The 21,061-nt window shown below is 65.9% G+C and carries 20 protein-coding genes; 10 read left to right on the forward strand and 10 right to left on the reverse strand.

Annotated features, from left to right (window positions below; all coding sequences use genetic code 11):
- Positions 1-2 precede the first annotated feature (2 nt).
- The 3 genes from LKE06_RS01360 to LKE06_RS01370 all read left to right on the forward strand — a co-directional run bounded on the left by LKE06_RS01360 (position 3) and on the right by LKE06_RS01370 (position 4,034).
- Complete coding sequence (locus LKE06_RS01360) at positions 3-371, forward strand: alpha/beta hydrolase (protein ID WP_227996473.1); 369 nt, start codon at positions 3-5, stop codon at positions 369-371.
- Positions 372-552: 181 nt separating this feature from the next.
- Positions 553-2,346: an AMP-dependent synthetase/ligase gene (locus tag LKE06_RS01365; protein ID WP_227996474.1), complete on the forward strand. Its 1,794-nt coding sequence runs from the start codon at positions 553-555 to the stop codon at positions 2,344-2,346.
- A 74-nt stretch (positions 2,347-2,420) separates the two neighbouring features.
- Positions 2,421-4,034 carry a molybdopterin-dependent oxidoreductase gene (locus tag LKE06_RS01370; RefSeq protein WP_227996476.1) on the forward strand — a complete coding sequence of 538 codons (1,614 nt, stop codon included), beginning with the start codon at positions 2,421-2,423 and terminating at the stop codon, positions 4,032-4,034.
- Positions 4,035-4,093: 59 nt separating this feature from the next.
- On the opposite strand, the gene LKE06_RS01375 is transcribed toward LKE06_RS01370, so the two are convergent.
- The 3 genes from LKE06_RS01375 to LKE06_RS01385 form a co-directional block, all read right to left on the reverse strand.
- A complete protein-coding gene (locus tag LKE06_RS01375) occupies positions 4,094-5,569 on the reverse strand; it encodes a DHA2 family efflux MFS transporter permease subunit (RefSeq protein WP_227996477.1) in 1,476 nt (491 codons plus the stop codon).
- Between the two features lie 12 nt (positions 5,570-5,581).
- Positions 5,582-6,241, reverse strand: coding sequence for a PadR family transcriptional regulator (locus tag LKE06_RS01380; RefSeq protein ID WP_227996479.1), 660 nt, complete (start codon positions 6,239-6,241; stop codon positions 5,582-5,584).
- Positions 6,242-6,430: 189 nt separating this feature from the next.
- Positions 6,431-7,363 (reverse strand): glycine betaine ABC transporter substrate-binding protein, encoded by a 933-nt coding sequence (locus LKE06_RS01385; RefSeq protein WP_227996481.1) that lies wholly within the window; start codon positions 7,361-7,363, stop codon positions 6,431-6,433.
- A 183-nt stretch (positions 7,364-7,546) separates the two neighbouring features.
- On the opposite strand from LKE06_RS01385, the gene LKE06_RS01390 reads away from it, so the two are divergent.
- From LKE06_RS01390 to LKE06_RS01405, 4 genes are all read left to right on the forward strand, one after another.
- The gene (locus LKE06_RS01390; RefSeq protein WP_305082800.1) at positions 7,547-8,482 is read left to right on the forward strand and encodes an ABC transporter substrate-binding protein; all 936 of its coding nucleotides are present in this window, start codon (positions 7,547-7,549) and stop codon (positions 8,480-8,482) included.
- Positions 8,483-8,493: 11 nt separating this feature from the next.
- Positions 8,494-9,642 carry an ABC transporter ATP-binding protein gene (locus tag LKE06_RS01395; protein ID WP_227996483.1) on the forward strand — a complete coding sequence of 383 codons (1,149 nt, stop codon included), beginning with the start codon at positions 8,494-8,496 and terminating at the stop codon, positions 9,640-9,642.
- 64 nt (positions 9,643-9,706) lie between these two features.
- Positions 9,707-10,375, forward strand: a complete 669-nt coding sequence (locus LKE06_RS01400; RefSeq protein WP_308188276.1) for an ABC transporter permease — start codon at positions 9,707-9,709, stop codon at positions 10,373-10,375.
- Positions 10,372-11,085 carry an ABC transporter permease gene (locus LKE06_RS01405; RefSeq protein WP_227996485.1) on the forward strand — a complete coding sequence of 238 codons (714 nt, stop codon included), beginning with the start codon at positions 10,372-10,374 and terminating at the stop codon, positions 11,083-11,085. The genes LKE06_RS01400 and LKE06_RS01405 overlap by 4 nt, the downstream gene beginning before the upstream one ends.
- A 69-nt stretch (positions 11,086-11,154) precedes the next feature.
- On the opposite strand, the gene LKE06_RS01410 is transcribed toward LKE06_RS01405, so the two are convergent.
- From LKE06_RS01410 to LKE06_RS01425, 4 genes are all read right to left on the reverse strand, one after another.
- Positions 11,155-12,351, reverse strand: coding sequence for an NAD(P)-dependent malic enzyme (locus LKE06_RS01410; RefSeq protein ID WP_372477271.1), 1,197 nt, complete (start codon positions 12,349-12,351; stop codon positions 11,155-11,157).
- 460 nt (positions 12,352-12,811) lie between these two features.
- Positions 12,812-14,425: an FAD-dependent oxidoreductase gene (locus tag LKE06_RS01415; RefSeq protein ID WP_227996488.1), complete on the reverse strand. Its 1,614-nt coding sequence runs from the start codon at positions 14,423-14,425 to the stop codon at positions 12,812-12,814.
- Positions 14,426-14,476: 51 nt separating this feature from the next.
- Positions 14,477-14,689, reverse strand: a complete 213-nt coding sequence (locus tag LKE06_RS01420; RefSeq protein ID WP_227996490.1) for a hypothetical protein — start codon at positions 14,687-14,689, stop codon at positions 14,477-14,479.
- A 50-nt stretch (positions 14,690-14,739) separates the two neighbouring features.
- On the reverse strand, positions 14,740-15,594 hold the full coding sequence (locus LKE06_RS01425; RefSeq protein ID WP_227996491.1) for a PHP domain-containing protein: 855 nt from the start codon (positions 15,592-15,594) through the stop codon (positions 14,740-14,742).
- A gap of 57 nt (positions 15,595-15,651) precedes the next feature.
- On the opposite strand from LKE06_RS01425, the gene LKE06_RS01430 reads away from it, so the two are divergent.
- A complete protein-coding gene (locus tag LKE06_RS01430) occupies positions 15,652-16,728 on the forward strand; it encodes a magnesium and cobalt transport protein CorA (protein ID WP_227996492.1) in 1,077 nt (358 codons plus the stop codon).
- Between the two features lie 23 nt (positions 16,729-16,751).
- Here LKE06_RS01430 and LKE06_RS01435 read toward each other — a convergent pair whose 3' ends face one another.
- Genes LKE06_RS01435 through LKE06_RS01445 form a run of 3 tightly spaced genes read right to left on the reverse strand, consistent with a single transcriptional unit; the run spans position 16,752 to position 18,798 of the window.
- Positions 16,752-17,333, reverse strand: coding sequence for a suppressor of fused domain protein (locus LKE06_RS01435; RefSeq protein WP_227996493.1), 582 nt, complete (start codon positions 17,331-17,333; stop codon positions 16,752-16,754).
- Between the two features lie 4 nt (positions 17,334-17,337).
- On the reverse strand, positions 17,338-17,829 hold the full coding sequence (locus LKE06_RS01440) for a YflT domain-containing protein (protein ID WP_227996494.1): 492 nt from the start codon (positions 17,827-17,829) through the stop codon (positions 17,338-17,340).
- 12 nt (positions 17,830-17,841) lie between these two features.
- Complete coding sequence (locus LKE06_RS01445) at positions 17,842-18,798, reverse strand: HpcH/HpaI aldolase/citrate lyase family protein (RefSeq protein WP_227996495.1); 957 nt, start codon at positions 18,796-18,798, stop codon at positions 17,842-17,844.
- Between the two features lie 108 nt (positions 18,799-18,906).
- Between LKE06_RS01445 and LKE06_RS01450 the strand changes: the two genes are divergently transcribed.
- Together LKE06_RS01450 and LKE06_RS01455 are read left to right on the forward strand one after the other, a co-directional pair.
- Entirely contained in the window at positions 18,907-20,193 is a 1,287-nt protein-coding gene (locus LKE06_RS01450) for a magnesium transporter MgtE N-terminal domain-containing protein (RefSeq protein ID WP_227996497.1), read from the forward strand.
- A complete protein-coding gene (locus LKE06_RS01455; protein WP_227996499.1) occupies positions 20,186-20,803 on the forward strand; it encodes a DUF1003 domain-containing protein in 618 nt (205 codons plus the stop codon). The genes LKE06_RS01450 and LKE06_RS01455 overlap by 8 nt, the downstream gene beginning before the upstream one ends.
- The last annotated feature ends 258 nt before the right edge of the window (positions 20,804-21,061 follow it).

Consider the following 21,061-nt stretch of genomic DNA (forward strand, 5'->3'; position numbering starts at 1 on the left):
CCATGCGTACGTTGAATATTCCGCGCGATCTGGTGGTCAGCAAGCCGTGGTCGCGTGCCTGCGCCGCCGCCTACCTCGGTGACGGTGACGGGCAGGATACCGGCTACGCGCCGCTGCACGGCACACTGACCGGGCTCCCGCCGACCTACGTCCAGGTCGACGTCAGCGAGCTGCTGCACACGCAATGCGTGGATTTGGTTGCCGCGTTGCGGGCAGCGGGCGTGCACGCCAGATTCACCGAGAGTCGTGGGCTATGGCACGTTTCGCAATTGCAGGCGGCGCTCATCGCACCGGCCGCGGCGGTGCTGACGGAAATGTCCGGTTTCCTGCGCGAAGCCATCCAACCGGTCTCCGTTCGCGATTTAGGATAAAGCGGCAGCCGTGCCTTCGCTCGGCCGGACGCAGGACTATCGACGGACTGTGTCCGACCGCGCGGGTGCGGCGGCAACTCGGCGGAGATATTCGATTCGAACCGGTTTCCGGCGGTCGAACAGACGCAATGGTCGCAGGTGTCGTAGATTACTGGCGATTAACCCACGTGGAAGGGCACTGATGCAAGAGTTCGAAGTTCCGGCTTCCTATACCATTCCCGAAGACGCGAACAACTCCGATAACGTCTTTCGGTATGCCGAGCAGTCGCCCAGCACGGTGCTGTTCAACATTCCAGACGGCAGCGGCAGCCTCGCCGATGTGACGGCCGCGGAATTCGCGAAGACGGTCACCGGGGTGGCCAAGGGAATCATCGCCTCGGGCATCGCACTCGGCGACCGCGTCGCCATCATGGCCCCGACCCGCTACGAGTGGGTCGTGCTCGACTTCGCCGTCTGGGCCGCCGGTGGCTGCACCGTCGCCATCTACGACAGCTCCGCCGCCGAGCAGGCCAAGTGGATCCTGCAGGACTCCGCGACCAAGCTACTGGTGGTCGACAGCGACAAACACCGGAAGATCATCGGGGAGATCGACGCGGGCGCACTGACCGAGCTGAAGGAAACCCTCCAGTTCGACAAGGGTGCTATCGATGAGCTCATCGCTCGCGGTGCCGAACTCGACGACGAGGCCGTGCATACGCGCCGCGCGCAGGTCAACGCGGCCTCACCCGCGACCCTGATCTACACCTCCGGCACCACCGGCCGCCCCAAGGGCGTCATGCTTTCGCACTCGAACCTCTACGCCGAGTCGAAGTCCGATCGCATCGCGCTGGGCAAATACGTCACCGCGGGCAAGAAGACACTGATGTTCCTGCCGCTCGCGCACGTGTTCGCGCGCGCGGTGTCGCTGGCCGCCTTCGACGCCAAGGTGGTTCTCGCGTTCAGCTCCGATTGGTCCACGCTCGTCGACCAATTCGGAAGCTACCGCCCGCATTTCATCCTCGCGGTGCCGCGCGTCTTCGAGAAGGTCTTCAACGGCGCCAAACAGAAGGCGCACGACGGCGGCAAGGGCAAGATCTTCGACGCCGCCGCCGACACCGCCATCGCCTGGAGTGAGTCGCTCGACAACGGTGGGCCCGGCCTGGTGCTCAAGCTCAAGCACACGCTGTTCGACAAGCTCGTCTTCAGCAAGCTGCGCGAAGCGCTCGGCGGGCAGTGCGAGGCGGCGGTGTCCGGTGGCGGACCGCTCGGCGCACGGCTCGGCCACTTCTTCCGTGGCGTCGGCGTCACCATCTTCGAGGGCTACGGGCTCACCGAGACCACTGCGGCCGTCATCGCGAACACCCCGGAGAACATCCGGGTCGGCACCGTCGGCCGCCCGATCGAGGGTCACGGGGTCAAGATCGCCGAGGATGGCGAGTTGCTGCTGCGCGGATCGGTCGTGTTCCATGGCTACTGGGGCAATGCCGAAGCCACCGAGGACGCCTTCACGGACGGCTGGTTCAAAACCGGCGACCTCGGTGCCATCGACGCCGAAGGGTACGTCACCATCACCGGCCGCAAGAAGGAAATCATCGTTACCGCGGGCGGTAAGAACGTCTCCCCCGCGCTGATGGAGGATTCACTGCGGGCCCATCCGCTGATCAGCCAGGTGATGGTCGTCGGCGACGGCCAGCCGTTCGTCGGTGCGTTGATCACCCTCGATCCCGAGGCGCTGCCGGGCTGGAAGGAACGCCACAACCTGCCCGCCGATACCCCGATCGAGAAGCTGATCGAGAACGCGGGGCTGGTAGCCGAGATCGACGCGGCCGTAGCCGACACCAACAAGAAGGTCTCGCGCGCCGAGGCGATCAAGAAGATCCGCATCCTGCCTGTCGATTGGACCCAGGAAACCGGCGAGCTGACCCCGAAGATGTCGCTGAAGCGTGCGGTGGTCATGAAGCAGTACGCCTCCGAGGTCGAGAAGATCTACAGCTGAACCCGATCCACCGAAGGCGCCGTCCGCGAACGAATCGCGGGCGGCGTCTTTGTGGACGGCAGTAGGCTCGGTTCATGGCCGATCTGCGTGGGCTACGCGTGCTGGCGGGGATCGTTTCGGTCGGGCTTGCGCTCGGTGTCGCCGAAGTGATCGCCGCCTTCGCGGGATCCGATAGTGCCCCGCTGGCCGCTATCGGCAACACCGTCGTCGACCACACACCTGACGGAGTGCGCGAATGGGTCATCTCCACCTTCGGCACCAATGACAAGTCCGTGCTGTACGTCGGCATGGCGGTGGTCGCGATCGTGGTCGCGGGACTGGTGGGTGTCATCGAACGCACGACTCGTCCCGCCGGCTCGGTGCTACTAGCGCTGTTCGGTGTCATCGCGGCAGTTATCGCCGCCAACCGGACCGGTGTCGCGGGCGCGCTACCCACCGTAATCGGTGTGGCCGCAGGCATTTTCGCGCTCCGAGTGCTGACCCACCGCATCGACGCGGCCGTCGGATCTACCGAATCCGCCGACGCGCGCGATATGAGCGCACGGGCGGCGCCGACACAATCGGAGGCGACAGCCGACCGCGCCGACGACAGCCGTGACGGCGTCGTCGCGGCGGCTACACCACAGCGACGGCTAGTACTGCGCGGGCTCGCGATCACCGGCGGGCTGGCGGTAATCGCGGGAGCCGGCGGGCGGCTGATCGGAGCGCAGCGGCACAACGTTTCGGGCGAGCGGGCGGCCGTACGGTTGCCCGAGCCGGTCGCACCGCCGACACCGCTCGCACCCGACGTGGATCTGCGATTGCCGGGTCTGACACCGTATTTGACGTCGAACTCCGACTTCTACCGAATCGACACCGCGCTGGTCGTGCCGCAGGTGTCCATCGATGACTGGTCGCTGCGCATCCACGGCATGGTCGATCGCGAAATCACCATCAGCTGGGCCGATCTCGCGAATCGCACCGCCGTCGAAAGCCTGGTGACCCTGGCTTGCGTGTCGAATCCGGTGGGCGGCGATCTGATCGGTAATGCCCGCTGGCGCGGCTACCGCCTCGACGCCCTGCTCGCTGAGGCGGGCCCGCACCCGGACGCCGATATGGTGCTCTCGCACAGCATCGACGGATTCACCGCGGGCAGCCCGCTCGCCATTCTGACCGACGGACGCGACGCCATGCTTGCGGTAGGTATGAACGGCGAACCGCTACCTGTCGCGCACGGTTATCCGGCCCGGCTCGTGGTGCCCGGCCTCTACGGCTATGTCTCGGCCACCAAATGGGTGACCGAACTCGAGGTCACCCGGTTCGACCGCGCCACCGCCTACTGGACCCGCCGCGGCTGGTCCGCCGAAGGTCCCATCAAAACCGAGGCCCGCATCGACACACCGCGCGCCCGGGCCCGGATCGCGGCCGGCCCTACCTCCATCGCAGGCATCGCCTGGGCCCAGCACCGTGGTATCAAATCGGTCGAGGTCCAGATCGACAACGGCGACTGGCAACCGGCCCGGCTGTCCACCGAACAATCCATCGACACCTGGCGCCAATGGGTCTATGACTGGAACGCCACCCCCGGCCCGCACACCATCCGCGCCCGCGCCACCGACAACACCGGCGAAACCCAAACTTCCGACCGCCGCGACGTAGTCCCCGACGGCGCCACCGGCTACCCGTCGGCCACAGTCCAGGTGAGCTGAGCGCGGGACCCGATCAGACCAGGTAATCAGCGCAGCCCGCGTGGCCTGGGTGTGCCGGCTCACGCGGCGACGGTGTCGGCCTTCGTCGGTTCGCCCTGGAGGCCTGCCACCTTGGACTGGCCGTGGCGGACGAACAGGGCCGAGGCTATGACGCCGATGAGCAGGATGCCCGCGGGCAGCAGGATGGCTTGGCTCAGGGCGGTACTGAAGGCGTCCTCGAGGAATTCGGGAACGGGTCCGGCGCCGCCTTCGGAAACCTTGCCACCGGACAGTCCGTTAGCGGTCATGCGGGCCGCGATCAAGGCGCTGATAGCGGCGCTGCCGAGCACCGAACCCACCTGGCGGGTGGTGTTGTAGACGCCCGCGCCCGCGCCCGCGAGCTGTACCGGCAGGTTATGCGTGGCGGTCGAGGCCAGCGGCGCCCAGATGCAGGCGTTCGCGACACCGGCCAGCGCGGCCGAAAGCAGGAACCACACGATCGACGAATCCGGTGTCATCAACGCCGCGAACCAGAAAACCGAAGCCGCGAAGCCGGTGAAGCCGATGGTCGGCACGAGGCGCGGGTGCAACCGGTCGGCGAACTTGCCGATGACCGGCGCGAAGATGCCCGTGACGATCGCCATCGGCGCGAAGACCAACGCGGACCTGGTCGGTGACATCTCGCGCACGGCCTGCAGATAGAAGTACGACGGCAACATCATCGACGTGGCCGCCGCGCCCATCGACGCGATGGCCACGTTCGACAATCCGAAGTTGCGGTCTCGGAACAGGCTCAGGGGCAGCAAGGGTTCGCCGGTATTGCGGGCCTGATTCACCACGAATACCACAAGCATGAGCGCACCCGCACCGATCATCAGCCAGATGCGCGGCGACCAGTCGTAGGAATTGCCCTCCTGGATACCGAACACCAGCAGGAACAGACCGACTCCGCTCAACACGACGCCCGGGATGTCGAACTTGTGCTCATGGGTCGGCAGCGATGGAACCAGCCAGACCGCGAGCGCGAAGGCGACAATGCCGACCGGGACGTTGACGATGAAGATCCACTCCCAGCCGAGCCCGTCGACCAGCACACCACCGAGAATCGGGCCGACCAGGGTGGCGAGACCGGCCACGCCGCCCCACAGACCCATGGCCGCGCCACGCTTGTCCGGTGGGAAGGTCCTGGTGATAACGGCCATGGTCTGCGGCGTCATCAACGCGGCACCGAGGCCCTGCGCCGCGCGCGCGGCGATCAGCATGGTGATCGATCCCGACAGTCCGCACCACAGCGACGCGGCAGTGAAGATGGCCAGACCGACGAGGTAGACGTTCTTGGGGCCGTACCTATCACCGAGCCTGCCGGTAACCAGCAGCGGTACCGCGTAGGTGAGCAGGTAGGCGCTGGTCACCCAGATCACCCGGGAGATATCGGCGCCGAGGTCGCGCATGATCGCCGGGTTGGCGACCGCGACGATCGTCATGTCCAGCAGGATCATGAAGAAGCCGACGACAAGCGCGAATAGCGCTAGCCACGGGTTACGTTGGGAGGACATGGGGTTTCGTTCCTATCTCGGATTCAGCTCCGATGACGAAAAGTCGGCGGACCGGGCGTGCTTGCGCTCGGAGATCCGGGCACCGGTCTCCGCATCGAACTCGTCCCACTCCATCTCGCCGCTATCGATTTCGGTAATGAGGTCGCCGACCCACGTGACTTCGGTGCTCAGGGTGGCGCGCAGGTACGGCAGCACAACCCAGTAGCGTCGCGGCACCGCGTTCGCACCGGCCAGTGTCACCATCGTTTCCACGTCGGCGAGGTCGCGTTGTAGGTGTTCGAGGCGCTCCCGCAGCAGGGCGAGCACGTCGGGCTTGGGCAGGTTGTGCGCTTCGGCGAGCCCGACAGGGAAGACCGGATACTCCGGCGCGGGTTTGCGCAGGACTTCGGCGACCCTGGCTCGCAATGCCGCCCGGCCGCTCTCCGAAATCCGGTAGGTCGTTCGCTCGGGCCTGTTTCCCTCGCGGCCGATGCCTTCGGCAGACACCAATTCTTGACCGGCCAGCCGCGCGACCGTGTGATATAGCGAGCCCGGTCGCACCTTCACCAGCACATCTTCGTGCCGGGCAATAAGTAGTTGATACATCTCATAGGGGTGCATGGGCCGCTCTTCGAGCAGCGCGAGCACGGCGATCGCCAATGGCGTCACTGTGGTTCGCCCCTGCTGACCCATAACGGTTACCTCCAGAGTCCCGAGACCACCCACGGTAGTCGCGTCGCCCGACATATTCGGCGACTAAATATTCCACATGGAATATACGGCCCGGAATAAACGGATAGCAAGACGTTTCGACCGGTCAGAAATGTGAGAGGTGACATAGAAAACGACGCGAAAGCGCGCGTCGTATGGGAACGGATGGAGCTACAGGGCGTGCGTATCCAGCCAGTCACGTGCCACGTCCGCAGCCGCCGCACCGTCGCGAATCCGGCGGATCATGTCGGCCAGGTCATCGGTCGTCAACTCGCCCGCGACGTAGTTCAACTTCCGGATCTGACGATCATCGAGCTGGCCCTTGCGGTATACCGACAGAACGTTTTCGGCGCGCACCGCGTAGTCGTTGTCGGACAGGATGGTCAGTCCGTCGGTCGCGCCGGGGACAAGGGCCGGTGGACCGGTCAGGATCCCGGCCTGGATTTCACCGTCCAGCAGGGCTTTTCGCAGTGCCCCCGCATCGGGGTATGGCCTCGTCACCGCGAAGGCACAACCGGCCACCGGTTCGGGCGTAGCAGGCGCGCGCAGTACGCCGGGTACCGGCGCGACTCCTGCCTCGAGTCCGCCGCAGCGTGGTGCGAGATCGCCGATCGATCGAACCCCGTCGCGCTGTGCGGTGACCTCGTCGAGGAGCAGCCGCGGGCGCAGATCGGTGCCATCGGCGGGGTCGGAGACCGCCAGCCCCTCGGGCAGCGACCGGTTTACCGCATCGGTTACCGACAGCTGCGCGAGTGCCGATGAATTCACGACCTCGGCGGCCACCTCAGACTTGCGCGCCGACGAATTGGCGTCCAGGAATTCGAGCAATTCACCGGTGTGTTCACCGACCACCGTGACGGTGCCCGCATCCAACGCGGCCAGATAGTTGCCACGATCACCGAGATTCGCGGTGACGGACGTGCGGGCACCGGTGTGAGACAGCGCACCCGAATAGATGTGCGCCAGCAGATTCGATTCCACCGAATCCCCCGCGCCGACGGAGATAATCGGACCGGAATCGTCGTTTCCACAGGACACGGCCAGGCCGACGGCCGCGACGACCATGGTCCGAGCCAATATCCGCCTCGACGCGGCCAGCAACATCCGGCGACACCATCTCTCCGTAGCTCACGCGAACACCACGCAACGGGCAGTATGAACAACCAGAATGTACCGGTGGCCGTGCAGGCACCGCCCGTCGCACCGCTCGCCCTTGCCGGAAGGACCCCAGTGAAAACCACGATTTCCCCTGATGCCGCGCGGCACAGGCGGTTGGCGCTGCGTGTAATGCTGCGCGCGAGCCGGTTCCTTGTCGCCGCCGCGGCCCTGGCCGCTGCCATGATCCTGTCCGCCTGTGGGAATTCCGACCCGCTCGCGGCCTCGGGCAGCTGCGAGGGTGACACGCTGACAGTCGGCTCGGCAAACTTCCCGGAATCCGAGACCGTTGCCAATGTGTACGCGGAAGTGTTGCGCGTCAATGGGCTCGAGGTCGACACCCGCTTCAATATCGGTAGCCGCGAAGCCTATGTCCCCGCATTGCGCCAATGCGCAATCTCGGTGATTCCGGAATACACCGGCAACCTGCTGCAGTACCTGGACAAGAACGCGACCGCGACGAGTTCCACCGACATCGACACCGCGCTCCCCGCCGCACTCGGCTCCGACCTTGTCATCGGCACGCCCGCGCCCGGCCAGAATTCCGACGCGGTAGTTGTCACCAAGGAAACCGCCGATCGCTGGAACCTGCACTCGATCGCGGATCTGGCCGCGCATTCGGCCGAGGTCAAGTTCGGTGCGCCCGCCGAATTCCAGGAACGCGCAGGCGGGCTGCCCGGTCTGAAGAAGACCTACAACCTCGATATCGCCGCGGAAAATTTCGTCCCGATCGCCGACGGCGGCGGCCCCGCCACCGTCCGCGCACTTGTCGAAGGTCAGGTGACCGCAGCCGATATCTTCACCACCTCGCCCGCCATCGCGCAGAACAACCTTGTAGTACTGGAGGATCCGAAGCACAACTTCGCGGCCCAGAATGTGGTGCCGCTATTCAACGCCGCCAAGCAGTCGGACAGGGCACTCGCCGCGCTGAACGCCGTTTCCGCGAAGCTGACCACCGACGAGCTGATCAAGCTCAACGACGCGGTCTCCGGCAGCAGCAAGACCGAGCCCAAGGCCGCGGCCGTGGCCTGGGTTGCCGCCCAAGGGCTGAACACGCCCGCCGGATAAGGGAGCCCAGCGTGTCCGATATCGAATTCCGCGATATCAGCAAGACCTATCCCGACGGCACCCACGCCGTCACCGATCTCGACCTACGTATCGAATCGGGATCGTTCACCGTATTCGTCGGCCCATCCGGCTGCGGCAAGACCACCTCGATGCGGATGATCAACCGGATGACCCTCCCGACGTCGGGCACGATCACCATTGCCGAACAAGATATTTCGGCGATCGATCCGGTCAAGCTTCGCCTCGGTATCGGATACGTGATCCAGAGCGGCGGACTGCTGCCGCACCGCACCGTCGTCGACAATGTCGCGACGGTGCCGGTGCTACGGGGAGATTCGCGGCGGGCCGCGCGTACCGCGGCACTCGACGTACTGGATCGCGTCGGCCTGGATCGTTCGCTCGCCGGGCGTTATCCCGCGCAATTGTCGGGCGGTCAGCAGCAACGCGTCGGCGTCGCGAGGGCTTTGGCGGCCGATCCGCCGGTGCTGCTGATGGACGAACCGTTCAGCGCCGTCGATCCGGTGGTGCGAGCCGAACTACAGATCGAAATGCAAAGGCTGCAGGCGGAATTGCACAAGACCATCGTTTTCGTCACCCACGACATCGACGAAGCGATCACCCTCGGCGACCGGCTCGCGGTGTTCGGGCGTGGCGGCGTACTGCAGCAGTTCGATCCGCCGCAGCGCGTACTGTCGCAACCCGCAACAGATTTCGTCGCCGATTTCGTCGGCCGCGATCGCGGCTATCGTGGCCTGTCGTTCCGCAGCGCGAATAACATTCCGCTGCACGACATTCAGACCGCCGTCGCCGACGATGTGTCCGGGCTGCGATTGGATCGCGGGGATTGGGTACTGGTGGTCGACGCGGCCGCACGACCGACCGGCTGGGTCGATGTCACCGGCGTCGAGGCGGTCCGAGCCGGACAGCCGTTGCGCGACAGTATGTCCGCGGGTGGCTCACTGTTCACACCAACAGGTGATCTGCGGCAGGCGCTGGATGCCGCGATCTCCTCTCCTTCGGGAATCGGTGTGGCCGTGGATGACTCGGGCGCGGTGCGCGGCGGCGTGCTGGCCACCGAAATCCTCGCCCAGCTCGCCGAGCAACGCGCCACCGAGGATGCCGAACGCAACCGGCATTACTTCGAGCAGGAAGTCCGATGAGCTGCCCCCGCCGTCCGGCCGACCGGCGCCGGGCGAACCGCGTTTACATGGCACGGTGCGGCGCGTGAAGTACCTGATCGACAACTTCTCCGAGATCATGGGCTTCTCCAGAACCCACCTCTACCTGGCGCTGACGCCGCTGGCGCTCGGGCTGATCATCGCAATTCCGTTGGGGGCGTTGGTCCGTCGCGTGTCCTGGCTGCGGCGGGTCACGGTGACGGTGTCCAGCCTCGCCTACACGGTGCCTTCGCTCGCACTGTTCGTGATCATTCCGCCACTGGTCGGAATCTCGGCCATCGATCCGCTGAATGTGATCATCGCGCTCACCATGTACTCGACCGCGCTGCTGGTCATCGCGGTGCCGACGGCTCTGGATTCGGTGCCCGCCGACGTGATCGACGCCGCGGACGCGGTCGGCTTCGGCCCGCTGCGGCGCACACTCACCGTCGACATGCCCCTTGCCGTACCGGTTTTCGTGTCCAGCCTGCGGGTGGTGGTCGTCACCAATATCGCGATGGTTTCGGTCGGTGCGCTGATCGGTGTCGGCGGCCTCGGCAAACTGTTCACCCAGGGCTATCAGCGCGACTATCCGGACGAGATCGTCGCTGGCATCATCGTGACGCTGGCGCTGGCGCTGATATTCGACCGGTTGGTGTATGCCATCGGCCGCTGGTCGACGCCGTGGGCACGCGCCGACGGTACCGCCGTGAAGGCGAAAGGTGCTGCAACGTGAACCTTTTCATCGATGCATGGCACTATCTCACCGACGGCGCGAATTGGAATGGGCCTGCGGGCATCGAACACCGTATCGCCGAGCACCTCTACTACAGCTTCCTGACCATCGTGGTGTCCGCCGCCATCGCCGTTCCGCTCGGTCTGGTGATCGGCCACACGCGGCGCGGCGCGGCGGTGCTCGTCGGTTTCGCCAATGCCATGCGCGCGCTGCCCACCCTCGGCCTGCTCACCTTCCTCGTACTGCTGCTCGGTCTCGGCCTGATTCCGCCGCTGCTCGCCCTGGTGACGGTGGGCATTCCGCCTCTGCTCGCGGGCGCCTACGCCGGAATCGCCAACGTCGCGGCCGATGTCGTCGACGCGTCGCGTGCCATGGGCATGACCGAAACCCAGATCCTGTTCCGCGTCGAAATCCCCAACGCCCTGCCGATCATGCTCACCGGCCTGCGCGCGGCCACCCTTCAGGTCATCGCCACCGCGACCATCGCCGCGTTCGTCAACGTGGGTGGCCTCGGTCGCTACATCTTCGACGGCATCGCCGTCTACCGCTACGACCGAGTTCTCGTCGGCGCCATCCTGGTGGCCCTTCTCGCGATGATCCTCGACGGGCTACTCGCGTTCACGGTCTGGGCCAGCGCACCGGGCTCGGGCCGACTTCGTCGTTCGAACCCGACGGCCACGCCTGCCGCCATCGTGCGGACCGCCGACTGACCATTCCGGATACAGCGAAGGGCGTCTCGTTCGTCGAACGAGACGCCCTTCGCTGTAGAAAACCCGTGGTTACGCGACACCCTCGGCGCGCGCGGCAGCGGCGACCGCCTCGGCGACCGCCGGGGCGACGCGCGGGTCGAGCGGGCTCGGGACGATCTTCTCCGGACCGAGTTCGTCGGCGACCACACCGAGGATGGCGTTGGCGGCGGCGATCTTCATGCCCTCGGTAATACGGCGTGCGCCCGCGTCGAGAGCACCCTTGAACACGCCGGGGAAGGCCAGCACATTGTTGATCTGGTTCGGGAAGTCGCTACGGCCGGTGGCCACGATCGCGGCGTACTTGCCAGCCACCTCGGGGTGAATCTCCGGGTCCGGGTTGGACATGGCGAACACGATCGCCTCGGGCGCCATCGAGGCGATGAGCTCCTCGGCGATGAGACCGGCGGACAGGCCGAGGAACACGTCGGCTCCGGCCAGCGCCTCGGCGGCGCTGCCGGTCAGCCCGCGCGGGTTGGTGCGCTGCGCCAGATCGGCCTTCACCTCATTGAGGTCGGTGCGCTCGCGGTTGACGACGCCCTTGGAGTCGAGCACCGTCACATCCTGAACACCTGCGGCGAGCAGGATGTTCGTGCAGGCCACACCGGCGGCACCGGCACCGGAGACCACAACCTTCAGTCCATTGATGTCACGGCCCTGCACCTTCGCCGCGCCGTTGAGAGCGGCGAGCACCACGATGGCGGTGCCGTGCTGGTCGTCGTGCATGACCGGGCAGTCCAGCGCCTCGATGAGTCGCTTCTCGATCTCGAAGCAACGCGGGGCGGAGATGTCTTCCAGGTTCACCGCGCCGAAGCTCGGACGCAGCCGGATGATCGTCTCGACGATTTCGTCGGAATCCTTGGTGTCCAGCACAATCGGGATCGAGTTCAGGCCGGCGAACTTCTTGAACAGCGCCGCCTTGCCCTCCATCACCGGCAGCGAAGCGCGCGCGCCGATGTCACCGAGCCCGAGCACCGCGGTGCCGTCGCTGACCACGACCACTAGCCGGTCGGTCCAGGTGTAGCGCTTGCTCAGCGCCTCGTCGGTGGCGATGGCGCGGCTGACCTGGGCGACGCCAGGGGTGTACGCGATGGACAGATCGCGCTGGGTTTCCAACGGTGCGGCAAGTTCGACCGAGAGCTTGCCACCGAGATGGCCAGCGAAAATCTCGTCATGGGTGATCTCGGAGAGACTAGCAGTGGCATTCGGTGCTTCAGTCACAGGTGACACGATTTCACTCCTGCTCGGGTCGGGCACAACCGGGGAACGGTTACCGCCGGGTATCTAGGTATCGGGTGACTCATACCGCTCATCGAGTGCGCTGACGGGTACGTATCGAGGCAATTTTGCGGTCGGAACGACGTAGGAGATTTCTCGAACACGCGGCGCGGCACTGATCCGCAGAGCGGGAGCCGGACAGGTGGGTCCGGACGGAACATGCGGAGAGACCTTCGGGTCGCGACGGTGCGTCGGGAGGCGGCGATCTCGATAGTTCCCGAACCCGGCGGTAGCGAGGGCGGGGAATCCGGAACATTCTGCCAGCCGGGCGACGACTTGCCAAACCGGCGTGCCGGATCCCGGTCGCCGGTGTGCCGGATCCCGGGTCATGCACCATTCTCCGAGCGTAAATCGCAGGAATTACCCACAGGTAAGCGGAAACTCGCACCTCGCGGCGGTGGCAGGCGAACTGTCACAACGGCAGTGGATCGGCCGCGGTGAGGTCGGCCGCGGCGGGGGCACGCTGTACCGTTGCCGGCTCTTCGACCTCGGGCCGTCGCACGTCCGGCCGGACCCACACCGTCTCCAGCCCGCCCGACATCAGCCGCACCCGCCAATCGGCAGCGGCGGCCGGATGATCGGTCCGCCGGTGCATGCCGCGACTCTCGGTACGCGCCAGCGCGCTGTATTTAGTCCACCGCGCCACCGCCAACAGTGCGGCGGCCTGCCTGGCCCGCAGTCGATCCGGCCCGCTCCCGCCGAGACCGAATTCGGCGCCAGGCCACATGCTGTCGAGTTCACCGATGCTGTCGCGCAGGCTTCCGGCGCTGCGCCAGTAGCTGCGCCGCAGCGGCAGCGTGTGTTCCTGGACCAATCCGACCACCGCACGCGGATCTATGCGCGCGTCCGGATTGAGGCCCGCGCCGGGCACCGCACCGACCGGACCGCGTCTGCCCCTGCGGCACGCGAAACCGGCGGCGCCCGCGCCGGCCCATACCCCCGAGGCGATGGCCCACGAGCCACCGTGTCCACCGAATCCGCTGACTGCTCCGGTGATCGCCTCCCGGGTGGTGACGTCGCCCGCGCCGTAGAGTCCGGCCACCGTTGTCGCGCAGTCCGACCCAGATACCGACAGACCGCCGGTGCCGCGCACTGTGCCCTCCAGCACCGCCCGTACCGGCACCCGCCCGATCTGATCGGGCACGCCTCGGCCGGCCAACCAGCACCGCATGGCATAGGGGAGGTCCTCCAGTGCCGCATACACCCGGCGCCCATCGGCGATCGCGGCGAAGGCCGCCGAGCGATGGCCGATGATGACGGCGCCGGATTCGTCGTAAAGAGTCGCGGCGCGCAGGGCGAAGCCTGGAATCATCCTCGAATTCAGCATCGGCTCCAGCCCATAGGCGTTGGAGAATTCCATGCCCGACAGCTCAGCGCCCGCCTCGGCGGCCAGCAGTAGCCCGTCGCCGGTGTCCACGTTGGTGCCCGCGCCACCGGACAGGAACGCGCAACCGCCGGTTGCCACCACAACGGCGCCGGCACGCACGGTCCAGCTTCGAAACCTGTTGTGCTGCTGCACTCCCGTGGCGCCGGCGACCACACCATCACGGTCGACGAGCAGTTGCAACGCGGGGTGATGATCAAGAACGCGCACGCCGGCGTCGAGCACACTGCGGCGCATCCGCCGCAGATAACTCGCGCCGTCGAGGCGCACGCACGGTGTCGTTCGACCGGCCGCCGAGGGCTTCGCCGACCCGGCGCCACGACGGCCTGTGCCAGGAAACCGGAATCCCCAGCGCACCAACTGTTCGACACGCAGGTGCGTTTCCTCGAGCACTCGCAGCATCCGATCGGGATCGCCGAGGCCGCCGCCGTGCGCATAGGCGTGCCGCACCGCGTCGTCCCTGGCCGGTCCTGGCGAGATATTCCACAGCGAGGTGGTCCCGAAGGCCGTCGGCCCGCTGCTGCCACAACGTCCCTTGTCGACCAAGACCACCGCGGCTCCCGAGGCGGCGGCGGAGACGGCGGCCCAGGCCCCGGCAGGGCCGCCACCCAGGACCAGTACATCCGTCTCTATTTCGGTCACAAAGAGAAATGTTCGACCACAATTCACCCGCCCGCAACCATTACCGGAATATCAGCTCCACCACTGCGTCCAGAGCAATAATCCGGCAGTCAAGAAAACAACCACGGATCCAGAAATGGCCGCAAAACCCCGATGCCTATCCGAAAAAATCTGTACCGTAATGGCAATCGCGGCGGCAGCCACATGCCATGTCACCGAGGTCGCGCCCGGCCCGGGAAAATCCCGTCTATCAGCAATGATAGCGGCGCCGACAACAACGAGCATGAGCACGAACACCCCGGCGGCAACGATCCCACTCAGCCCACGCGCCACTCTCACGAGGCGATCACCGGCACTCCCGAGGATTTGCCGACAAGTTCCTCGAATTGCGCGGGGTCGGTAGTGAATTCACCGAGCCGGATAGTTTTGTTCGCGCCGTGATAATCCGACGAACCGGTGGTGAGCAGACCCAGCTCGGCCGCCAGCTCGCCCAGCACCGCGCGATCGGACGCGGAATGGTCAGGATGGTCGATCTCGAGCCCAACGAGGCCGAGCGCGGCCAGATCGCGAATATCGTCCACCGCGAGTAGGCGGCCCCTCTTACGTGCCCTGGTGTGCGCGAGCACGCTGACACCGCCCGCGGCGGCGATCATTTCGACGGCCTTACGCAGCGGGGTATCTGCTTTCTCGGCGTAGTACGGCCCGTGCGGCGCCAATAATTCGGCGAAAGCCGCGTCCACGCTCGGCACCACGCCCGCCTGCACGAGTGCACGCGCCAGGTGCGGGCGACCTGCCGACGGCCCCGCCGACGCGAGTACCGCGTCGGGATCGATCGGCAGCCCGTCGGCGCGCATCCGTCCTGCCATCGCCCGCAGCCGTTCGACCCGTTCGGCCAGTAGTCGCTCGCGTTCGTCGGCGAAGCACTGATCGGAAGGATCGAACAGATACGCGAGCAGATGCACCGGAACCGGCCAGCCGTCCTCACCCAACCCGATACAGGACATCTCCATCCCGCGCACCAGCGTGAGTCCCTTCGGCAGTGCGTCGACCGCCTCCGACCAGCCCGCAGTGGTGTCGTGATCGGTGATCGCGACGACGTCCAAGCCCGCGGCGGCCGCGTTACGAACCAGCTCGGACGGGCTGTCGGTACCGTCGGACGCGGTGGAGTGAGTATGCAGATCAATGCGCACGTCTTCCAGTCTTACAGTGCGTGATCACGGGGCCGCAGGCGACGTAGCATCGACCGGGTGCCATCCATTCCGCCGCTACCATCGTTTCGCGGCCAAACCCGCGCGGCGACGCCACTGCCGCACATCCCGGTTCCGACCGCACGCGCGGTGATCGATTGCGCGGTCTATGTCGACGGTAGGCGGTTGCCCGGCCGGTTCAGCCATTCGGACGCGCTGGCCGATGTCAACAATCGCGGAAACGGATTCGTGTGGGTCGGGTTGCATCAACCCGACGAATACCAGATGGCCGATGTCGCCAAGGTATTCGATCTGCACCCACTCGCCGTCGAAGACGCGGTCAAGGCGCATCAGCGGCCGAAATTGGAACGCTACGACGACACCCTGTTTCTCGTGCTGCGCACCGTCAGCTATGTCGAACACGAAATGCACAGCGTCAGTGAGATCGTCGAGACCGGCGACATCATGGTTTTCACCGGACCCGAATTCGTCGTCACCGTGCGACACGGCGAGCACACCGGACTCGCCGGTGTCCGTAAGGAATTGGAGAACCATCCCGAGCAGCTCATGCTCGGTCCCGGTGCGGTACTACACGCCGTCGCCGACCATGTCGTGGATTCCTACATCGACGTCGTCCAGGCGGTGGAGAACGATATCGATGAGATGGAGGAGGAGGTCTTCACCCCACGCAACACCGTCACCATCGAGTCGATCTACCAGCTCAAGCGTGAGGTCGTCGAATTGCGGCGCGCGGTCAATCCGCTACAGGTTCCGCTGCAACTACTCGGCCACAAACCGGATCTGCCACTGCCGAAGGAGATTCGGCGCTATCTGCGTGACGTCGCCGATCATCACACTGCGGTGGCCGAGCGCATCACCGACTTCGACGAGTCGCTGAGCGAGCTGGTGAGCGCCGCGCTCGCCAAGATCAGCGTGCAACAGAACACCGATATGCGAAAGATCTCGGCCTGGGTCGCGATCGCGGCGGTACCGACGATGGTCGCGGGCATCTACGGTATGAATTTCACGCATATGCCCGCGCTCGAGGCGAACTGGGGATTCTGGGTGGTACTCGTGGTCACCCTCGGTATTTGCGTCGGACTGTTCGTCAACTTCCATCGCAACGACTGGCTCTGAGCAACCCCTGCGGCGACCCGAACCTACAGCGACGCGGCGCCTCTCGCCGGATCTCGCACATCGATCCCCGCTTCCGACCAAGCGTCGCGCAATGCCTTTGCGCCACGCACCCGCACCCACGCCGCCTCGGTCGCGGTCACCGGAACAACGGTCAGATATCGCACCGGCTCGGCAGGCTCGGGCAGCACCACCTCGGGAATATCGCTCGCACCCAACAGTACTGCGGTGAACGGCGCGTCCCGCCACATCGGCTCACCCAGGTCCAGCAGCGCGTCCGCTTGCAGCACAACACCTTCCACGGCAGGCGCGGCCACGAGCACACCGAGCGTCTTGGCCAGGCCCGCACTCGGGCCGACCCCGGTCCGCATCGCGAGCACCAACTCGGCGCGCGGCCCGCGCAGCGGATCGGCGTGCAGGTCACCGGGATCACCCATCGGATGACGCGACCCGCCCAGCGTCACGTAATGCACCAGCTCCTCGCCGGGGATGCGAAGTATTTCGATGGGCTCCAGCCCGAGGAACGTCACCGACGCCGAATCGACACCTTTCGAATCCACACCGAAATGGTCCAGCACCACGGTGCGAACCTTGTCTACAACCTCCATGCGCTCAGATCGCCAACCGCGCCAGCATGTCACGCGCCTGTTCGGCCGACTTCGGATCACACAACACGTCGTAGCGACCCGCCACCAACTGCATGGTGGAGGCGAAGTCGCGCTGTCCCTTGGTCGCCGCGTACGGGATCGTGGTGGAGATGACGCCGAAGATAATGCCGCCGACCAAGCCGACCAACAGCGGTCCGAGTGCTCCGCTGGTGGTGAACAGACCGAGCAGCAGGCCGAGGAACAGGCCGAGCCAAGCACCCGACGCCACACCACCGCCGATTACCTTTCCCCAGGTCAACCGGTAGAGGACGCGCTCGACCTGCATCAGGTCGACACCGACGATGGTCACGTCCTGCACCGGGAACTGGCCGTCTGCGAGAAAGTCGACCGCCTTCTGGGCCTCTGCGTAGGTGGGGTAGGAGCCCACCGGCCAGCCCGACGGCGGTGTCGGCAGACCCTGCCGGGCGCGGTTCGCGTTCCCCATGGGATTCGTCATATCTCTATTCTGCTATTCCGAGCGAGCGTTCGGTGGTGTGAAACGCGTGGTCCGCGTCATTCCGGCGGCCCGACCCTTATCGGCGATCACCTGGGCCATTTTCGCGCTCGCCTCGTCGATCATCTCATCGCCCAGCATCACCGCCCCGCGCGCGCCACCGTGCTCGGAGGTGTGGAAGGCGTAGGCGTCCAGAATCAGTTCGGCCCGGTCGTAATCGGCCTGACGCGGACTGAAAATCTCGTTGGCGGCATCGATCTGGCCGGGATGCAGCACCCACTTGCCGTCAAAGCCGAGCGCGGCGGTGCGCGCGGCCGCCCGCCGGAAACCGTCGACATCACGAATCTGCAGGTAGGGGCCGTCGATTGCCTGCAGGCCGTGGGCACGGGCGGTGAGCAGGATGGTCATCAGAATGTGGTGGTAGGCGTCTCCGGTGTCGTAGCCTTCCGGCTGTTCGCCGACCACAAGGGTGCGCATATTGATGCTGGCCATGAAGTCGGCGGGCCCGAAGACCAGCGCCTGCACGCGCGGGCTCGCCGTGGCGATCTCGTCGATATTGCGCAACCCGAGCGCATTTTCGAGCTGCGGTTCGATGCCGATCCGCCCGACCTCGAGTCCATGCGCCTTCTCCAGCTGGGTAAGCAGCAGGTCCAGCGCCCGCACCTGACCGGCGTCGGTGACCTTCGGTAGCAGGATCGCATCCAGCGCCACGCCCGCGCCCTCGACCACCGTGATGACATCGGCGTAGGTCCATTCGGTGGTCCAGTCATTGACGCGCACCACCCGCAGCTGGTTACCCCAGCCGGAATCATTCAGCGCTGCAACGATATTCGCGCGCGCCTGCACTTTGGCGGCGGGCGCCACCGCGTCCTCGAGATCGAGGAAGACCTCGTCGACGGGTAAGCCCTTGGCCTTCTCGATCATCTTCGGGTTGCTGCCCGGACAGGCGAGCACCGAACGGCGCGGCTTCATGGTCACTCCTTCGCACTCGGCGAGTGCCGCGGGATTCGTGTCTCACCGCACCCGCACCGATCGGGGCGTAGTGCCTGCACCCGCCCGCTAACCTCTAGCCTGGCAGCCATGGCAGCAACCAGGGTTTACGTCGCCAGGCTGGCCGGCCTGGCGGTACTTGGACCGGACGGTGAGTCTATCGGCCGTGTCCGCGACGTTGTTGTGGCCATCCGCTACAACGGCCAACAGCCCCGCATCCACGGTCTGGTCGTGGAGCTACCCACCAGGCGGCGGATTTTCGTGCCGATGCTGCGGGTGACTGCCGTCGAGCCCGGTGTGGTGACGCTGAATACCGGCACGGTGAGCCTGCGCCGTTTCGCGCAACGGCCCGGCGAACTTCTCGCACTCGCGCAGATCGTCGATTCCTCGGTACGCGTGCACGATCCGGATCTGCCCGACCTCGCCGACGTCGATGTGTTCGTGGTCGATCTCGGTATCGAGAAGGCCAGGACCAGAGACTGGGTGGTGACCAGGGTCGCGGTGCGCGGGCACCGGCGCATCGGCCGCCGCCGCACCGTGCACGTCGTGGACTGGACACAGGTCAGCGGGCTGACACCGTACGAGGTCGGCCGGCCCGGCCAGGACGTCACCCAGCTGTTGTCGCAGTTCGAGGGCCTGCGCGCGCCCGACGTCGCGCATCTGTTGCGCGAGCTGCCGGAGAAGCGGCGCATGGAGGTCGCCGAGGCACTCGACGATGAACGGCTGGCCGACGTCGTCCAGGAGTTGCCCGACGACGATCAGGTCGAGCTGCTCGGACACCTGGAGGTGCGCCGCGCCGCCGACGTCCTCGAGGCCATGGACCCCGACGACGCCGCCGACCTGCTCGGCGAACTATCCAAGGGCGAGCGGGAATCGCTGCTCGCGCTGATGGATCCGCAGGAGTCCGAACCGGTCCGCAGGCTGCTGGAGCACTCCCCCGATACCGCGGGCGGCCTGATGACCCCGAAGCCGGTGATCCTCACCCCGGCGACCACGATCGCCGAAGCATTGGCGCGGGTTCGCAATCCGGATCTCACGCCCGCACTGGCGTCCATGGTGTTCGTGGTGCGCCCACCGACGGCCACCCCGACCGGTCGATACCTGGGCTGCGTACATATTCAGCAGCTGCTACGCGAACCGCCTGCCCACCTGGTCGGCGGTGTGATCGATAGCGACCTGAGTCCACTGCGCGCCGATGCCCCGCTCGCCGCGGTCACCCGCTACTTCGCCACCTACAACCTGGTCTGCGGGCCAGTGGTGGACGAGCAGAACCATTTGCTCGGCGCCGTGAGTGTCGATGACGTTCTCGACCATCTGCTGCCGGAGGATTGGCGTGAGCAGGAAGAGCTACACGAGGGGCTGGCGGTACATGAATGACAAACCAGCAAGCACCAAATCCGGATTGAGCACGGCGCGCCAACGTCTGGAGACGCCGGTCGAAACGCGCTTTCGGATCGATTGGGACGCCGAGGCTGTCGCGCGTTCCAGCGAGAGGGTCGCCCGGTTCCTCGGCACCGGACGATATCTGGCGATCCAGACCATCATCGTCATCGTCTGGATCATCCTGAACGTGACCGTAGTCGCGCTGCGCTGGGATCCCTACCCGTTCATTCTGCTCAATCTGGCCTTCTCGACGCAGGCCGCCTATGCGGCACCGCTGATCCTGCTGGCCCAGAACCGCCAGGACAACCGCGACCGAGTGTCGTTGGAGGAGGATCGGACTCGCGCGGCGCAGACCAAAGCGGACACCGAATTCCTCGCCCGCGAACTCGCGGCATTGCGTATCGCGGTCGGCGATGTGGCCACTCGAGACTATCTGCGCCGCGAGTTGGACGAGATGCGGACGGTGCTCGACCGTATCGAAGCGGCGGCCGGGCCTTCGGAAGAACGGCCTCGCTCCGAGAAACCCACCAAGGCGAATCGCAAGAAGAGCTCCGGTCAAAAGCAGGCCACAGGACCGGAATGGCCGCCATTAGCTCATGATTGACCGGAAATGCGCATCGACTCACCTGACTGATGGGTAACCTGGAGCACGTTGTCCAGAGCGGCCGGGCAGGGGATGTCCCGGACACCCGCTCCCACGACGATCGAGGATTGGTGTGGCCGAATGCGAATATCTGCTCCGATAACCGTGTCGGCCCTTGTCGTCGTGGGTCTTGTCGCTGCCGGATCGGCTACCCATACCGCGCGAACAGGCACTCCACCGAAGGCGCCGGAGGCGTTGCTCGCGGCGTCGAGCGGTCTC

This window comes from Nocardia australiensis, from assembly GCF_020733705.1.
In the GTDB taxonomy this organism is placed as follows: Bacteria; Actinomycetota; Actinomycetes; order Mycobacteriales; family Mycobacteriaceae; genus Nocardia; species Nocardia australiensis.

Coding starts and splice junctions, on each gene's coding strand:
- LKE06_RS01440 (WP_227996494.1), bottom strand. CDS start 17,829: ATGACGAATCCCATGGGGAACGCGAACCGCGCCCGGCAGGGTCTGCCG.
- LKE06_RS01385 (WP_227996481.1), bottom strand. CDS start 7,363: ATGTTGCTGGCCGCGTCGAGGCGGATATTGGCTCGGACCATGGTCGTC.
- LKE06_RS01380 (WP_227996479.1), bottom strand. CDS start 6,241: ATGGGTCAGCAGGGGCGAACCACAGTGACGCCATTGGCGATCGCCGTG.
- LKE06_RS01450 (WP_227996497.1), top strand. CDS start 18,907: ATGGCAGCAACCAGGGTTTACGTCGCCAGGCTGGCCGGCCTGGCGGTA.
- LKE06_RS01390 (WP_305082800.1), top strand. CDS start 7,547: ATGCTGCGCGCGAGCCGGTTCCTTGTCGCCGCCGCGGCCCTGGCCGCT.
- LKE06_RS01370 (WP_227996476.1), top strand. CDS start 2,421: ATGGCCGATCTGCGTGGGCTACGCGTGCTGGCGGGGATCGTTTCGGTC.
- LKE06_RS01420 (WP_227996490.1), bottom strand. CDS start 14,689: ATGCTCGTTGTTGTCGGCGCCGCTATCATTGCTGATAGACGGGATTTT.
- LKE06_RS01435 (WP_227996493.1), bottom strand. CDS start 17,333: ATGGAGGTTGTAGACAAGGTTCGCACCGTGGTGCTGGACCATTTCGGT.
- LKE06_RS01360 (WP_227996473.1), top strand. CDS start 3: ATGCGTACGTTGAATATTCCGCGCGATCTGGTGGTCAGCAAGCCGTGG.
- LKE06_RS01445 (WP_227996495.1), bottom strand. CDS start 18,798: ATGAAGCCGCGCCGTTCGGTGCTCGCCTGTCCGGGCAGCAACCCGAAG.
- LKE06_RS01365 (WP_227996474.1), top strand. CDS start 553: ATGCAAGAGTTCGAAGTTCCGGCTTCCTATACCATTCCCGAAGACGCG.
- LKE06_RS01455 (WP_227996499.1), top strand. CDS start 20,186: ATGAATGACAAACCAGCAAGCACCAAATCCGGATTGAGCACGGCGCGC.
- LKE06_RS01375 (WP_227996477.1), bottom strand. CDS start 5,569: ATGTCCTCCCAACGTAACCCGTGGCTAGCGCTATTCGCGCTTGTCGTC.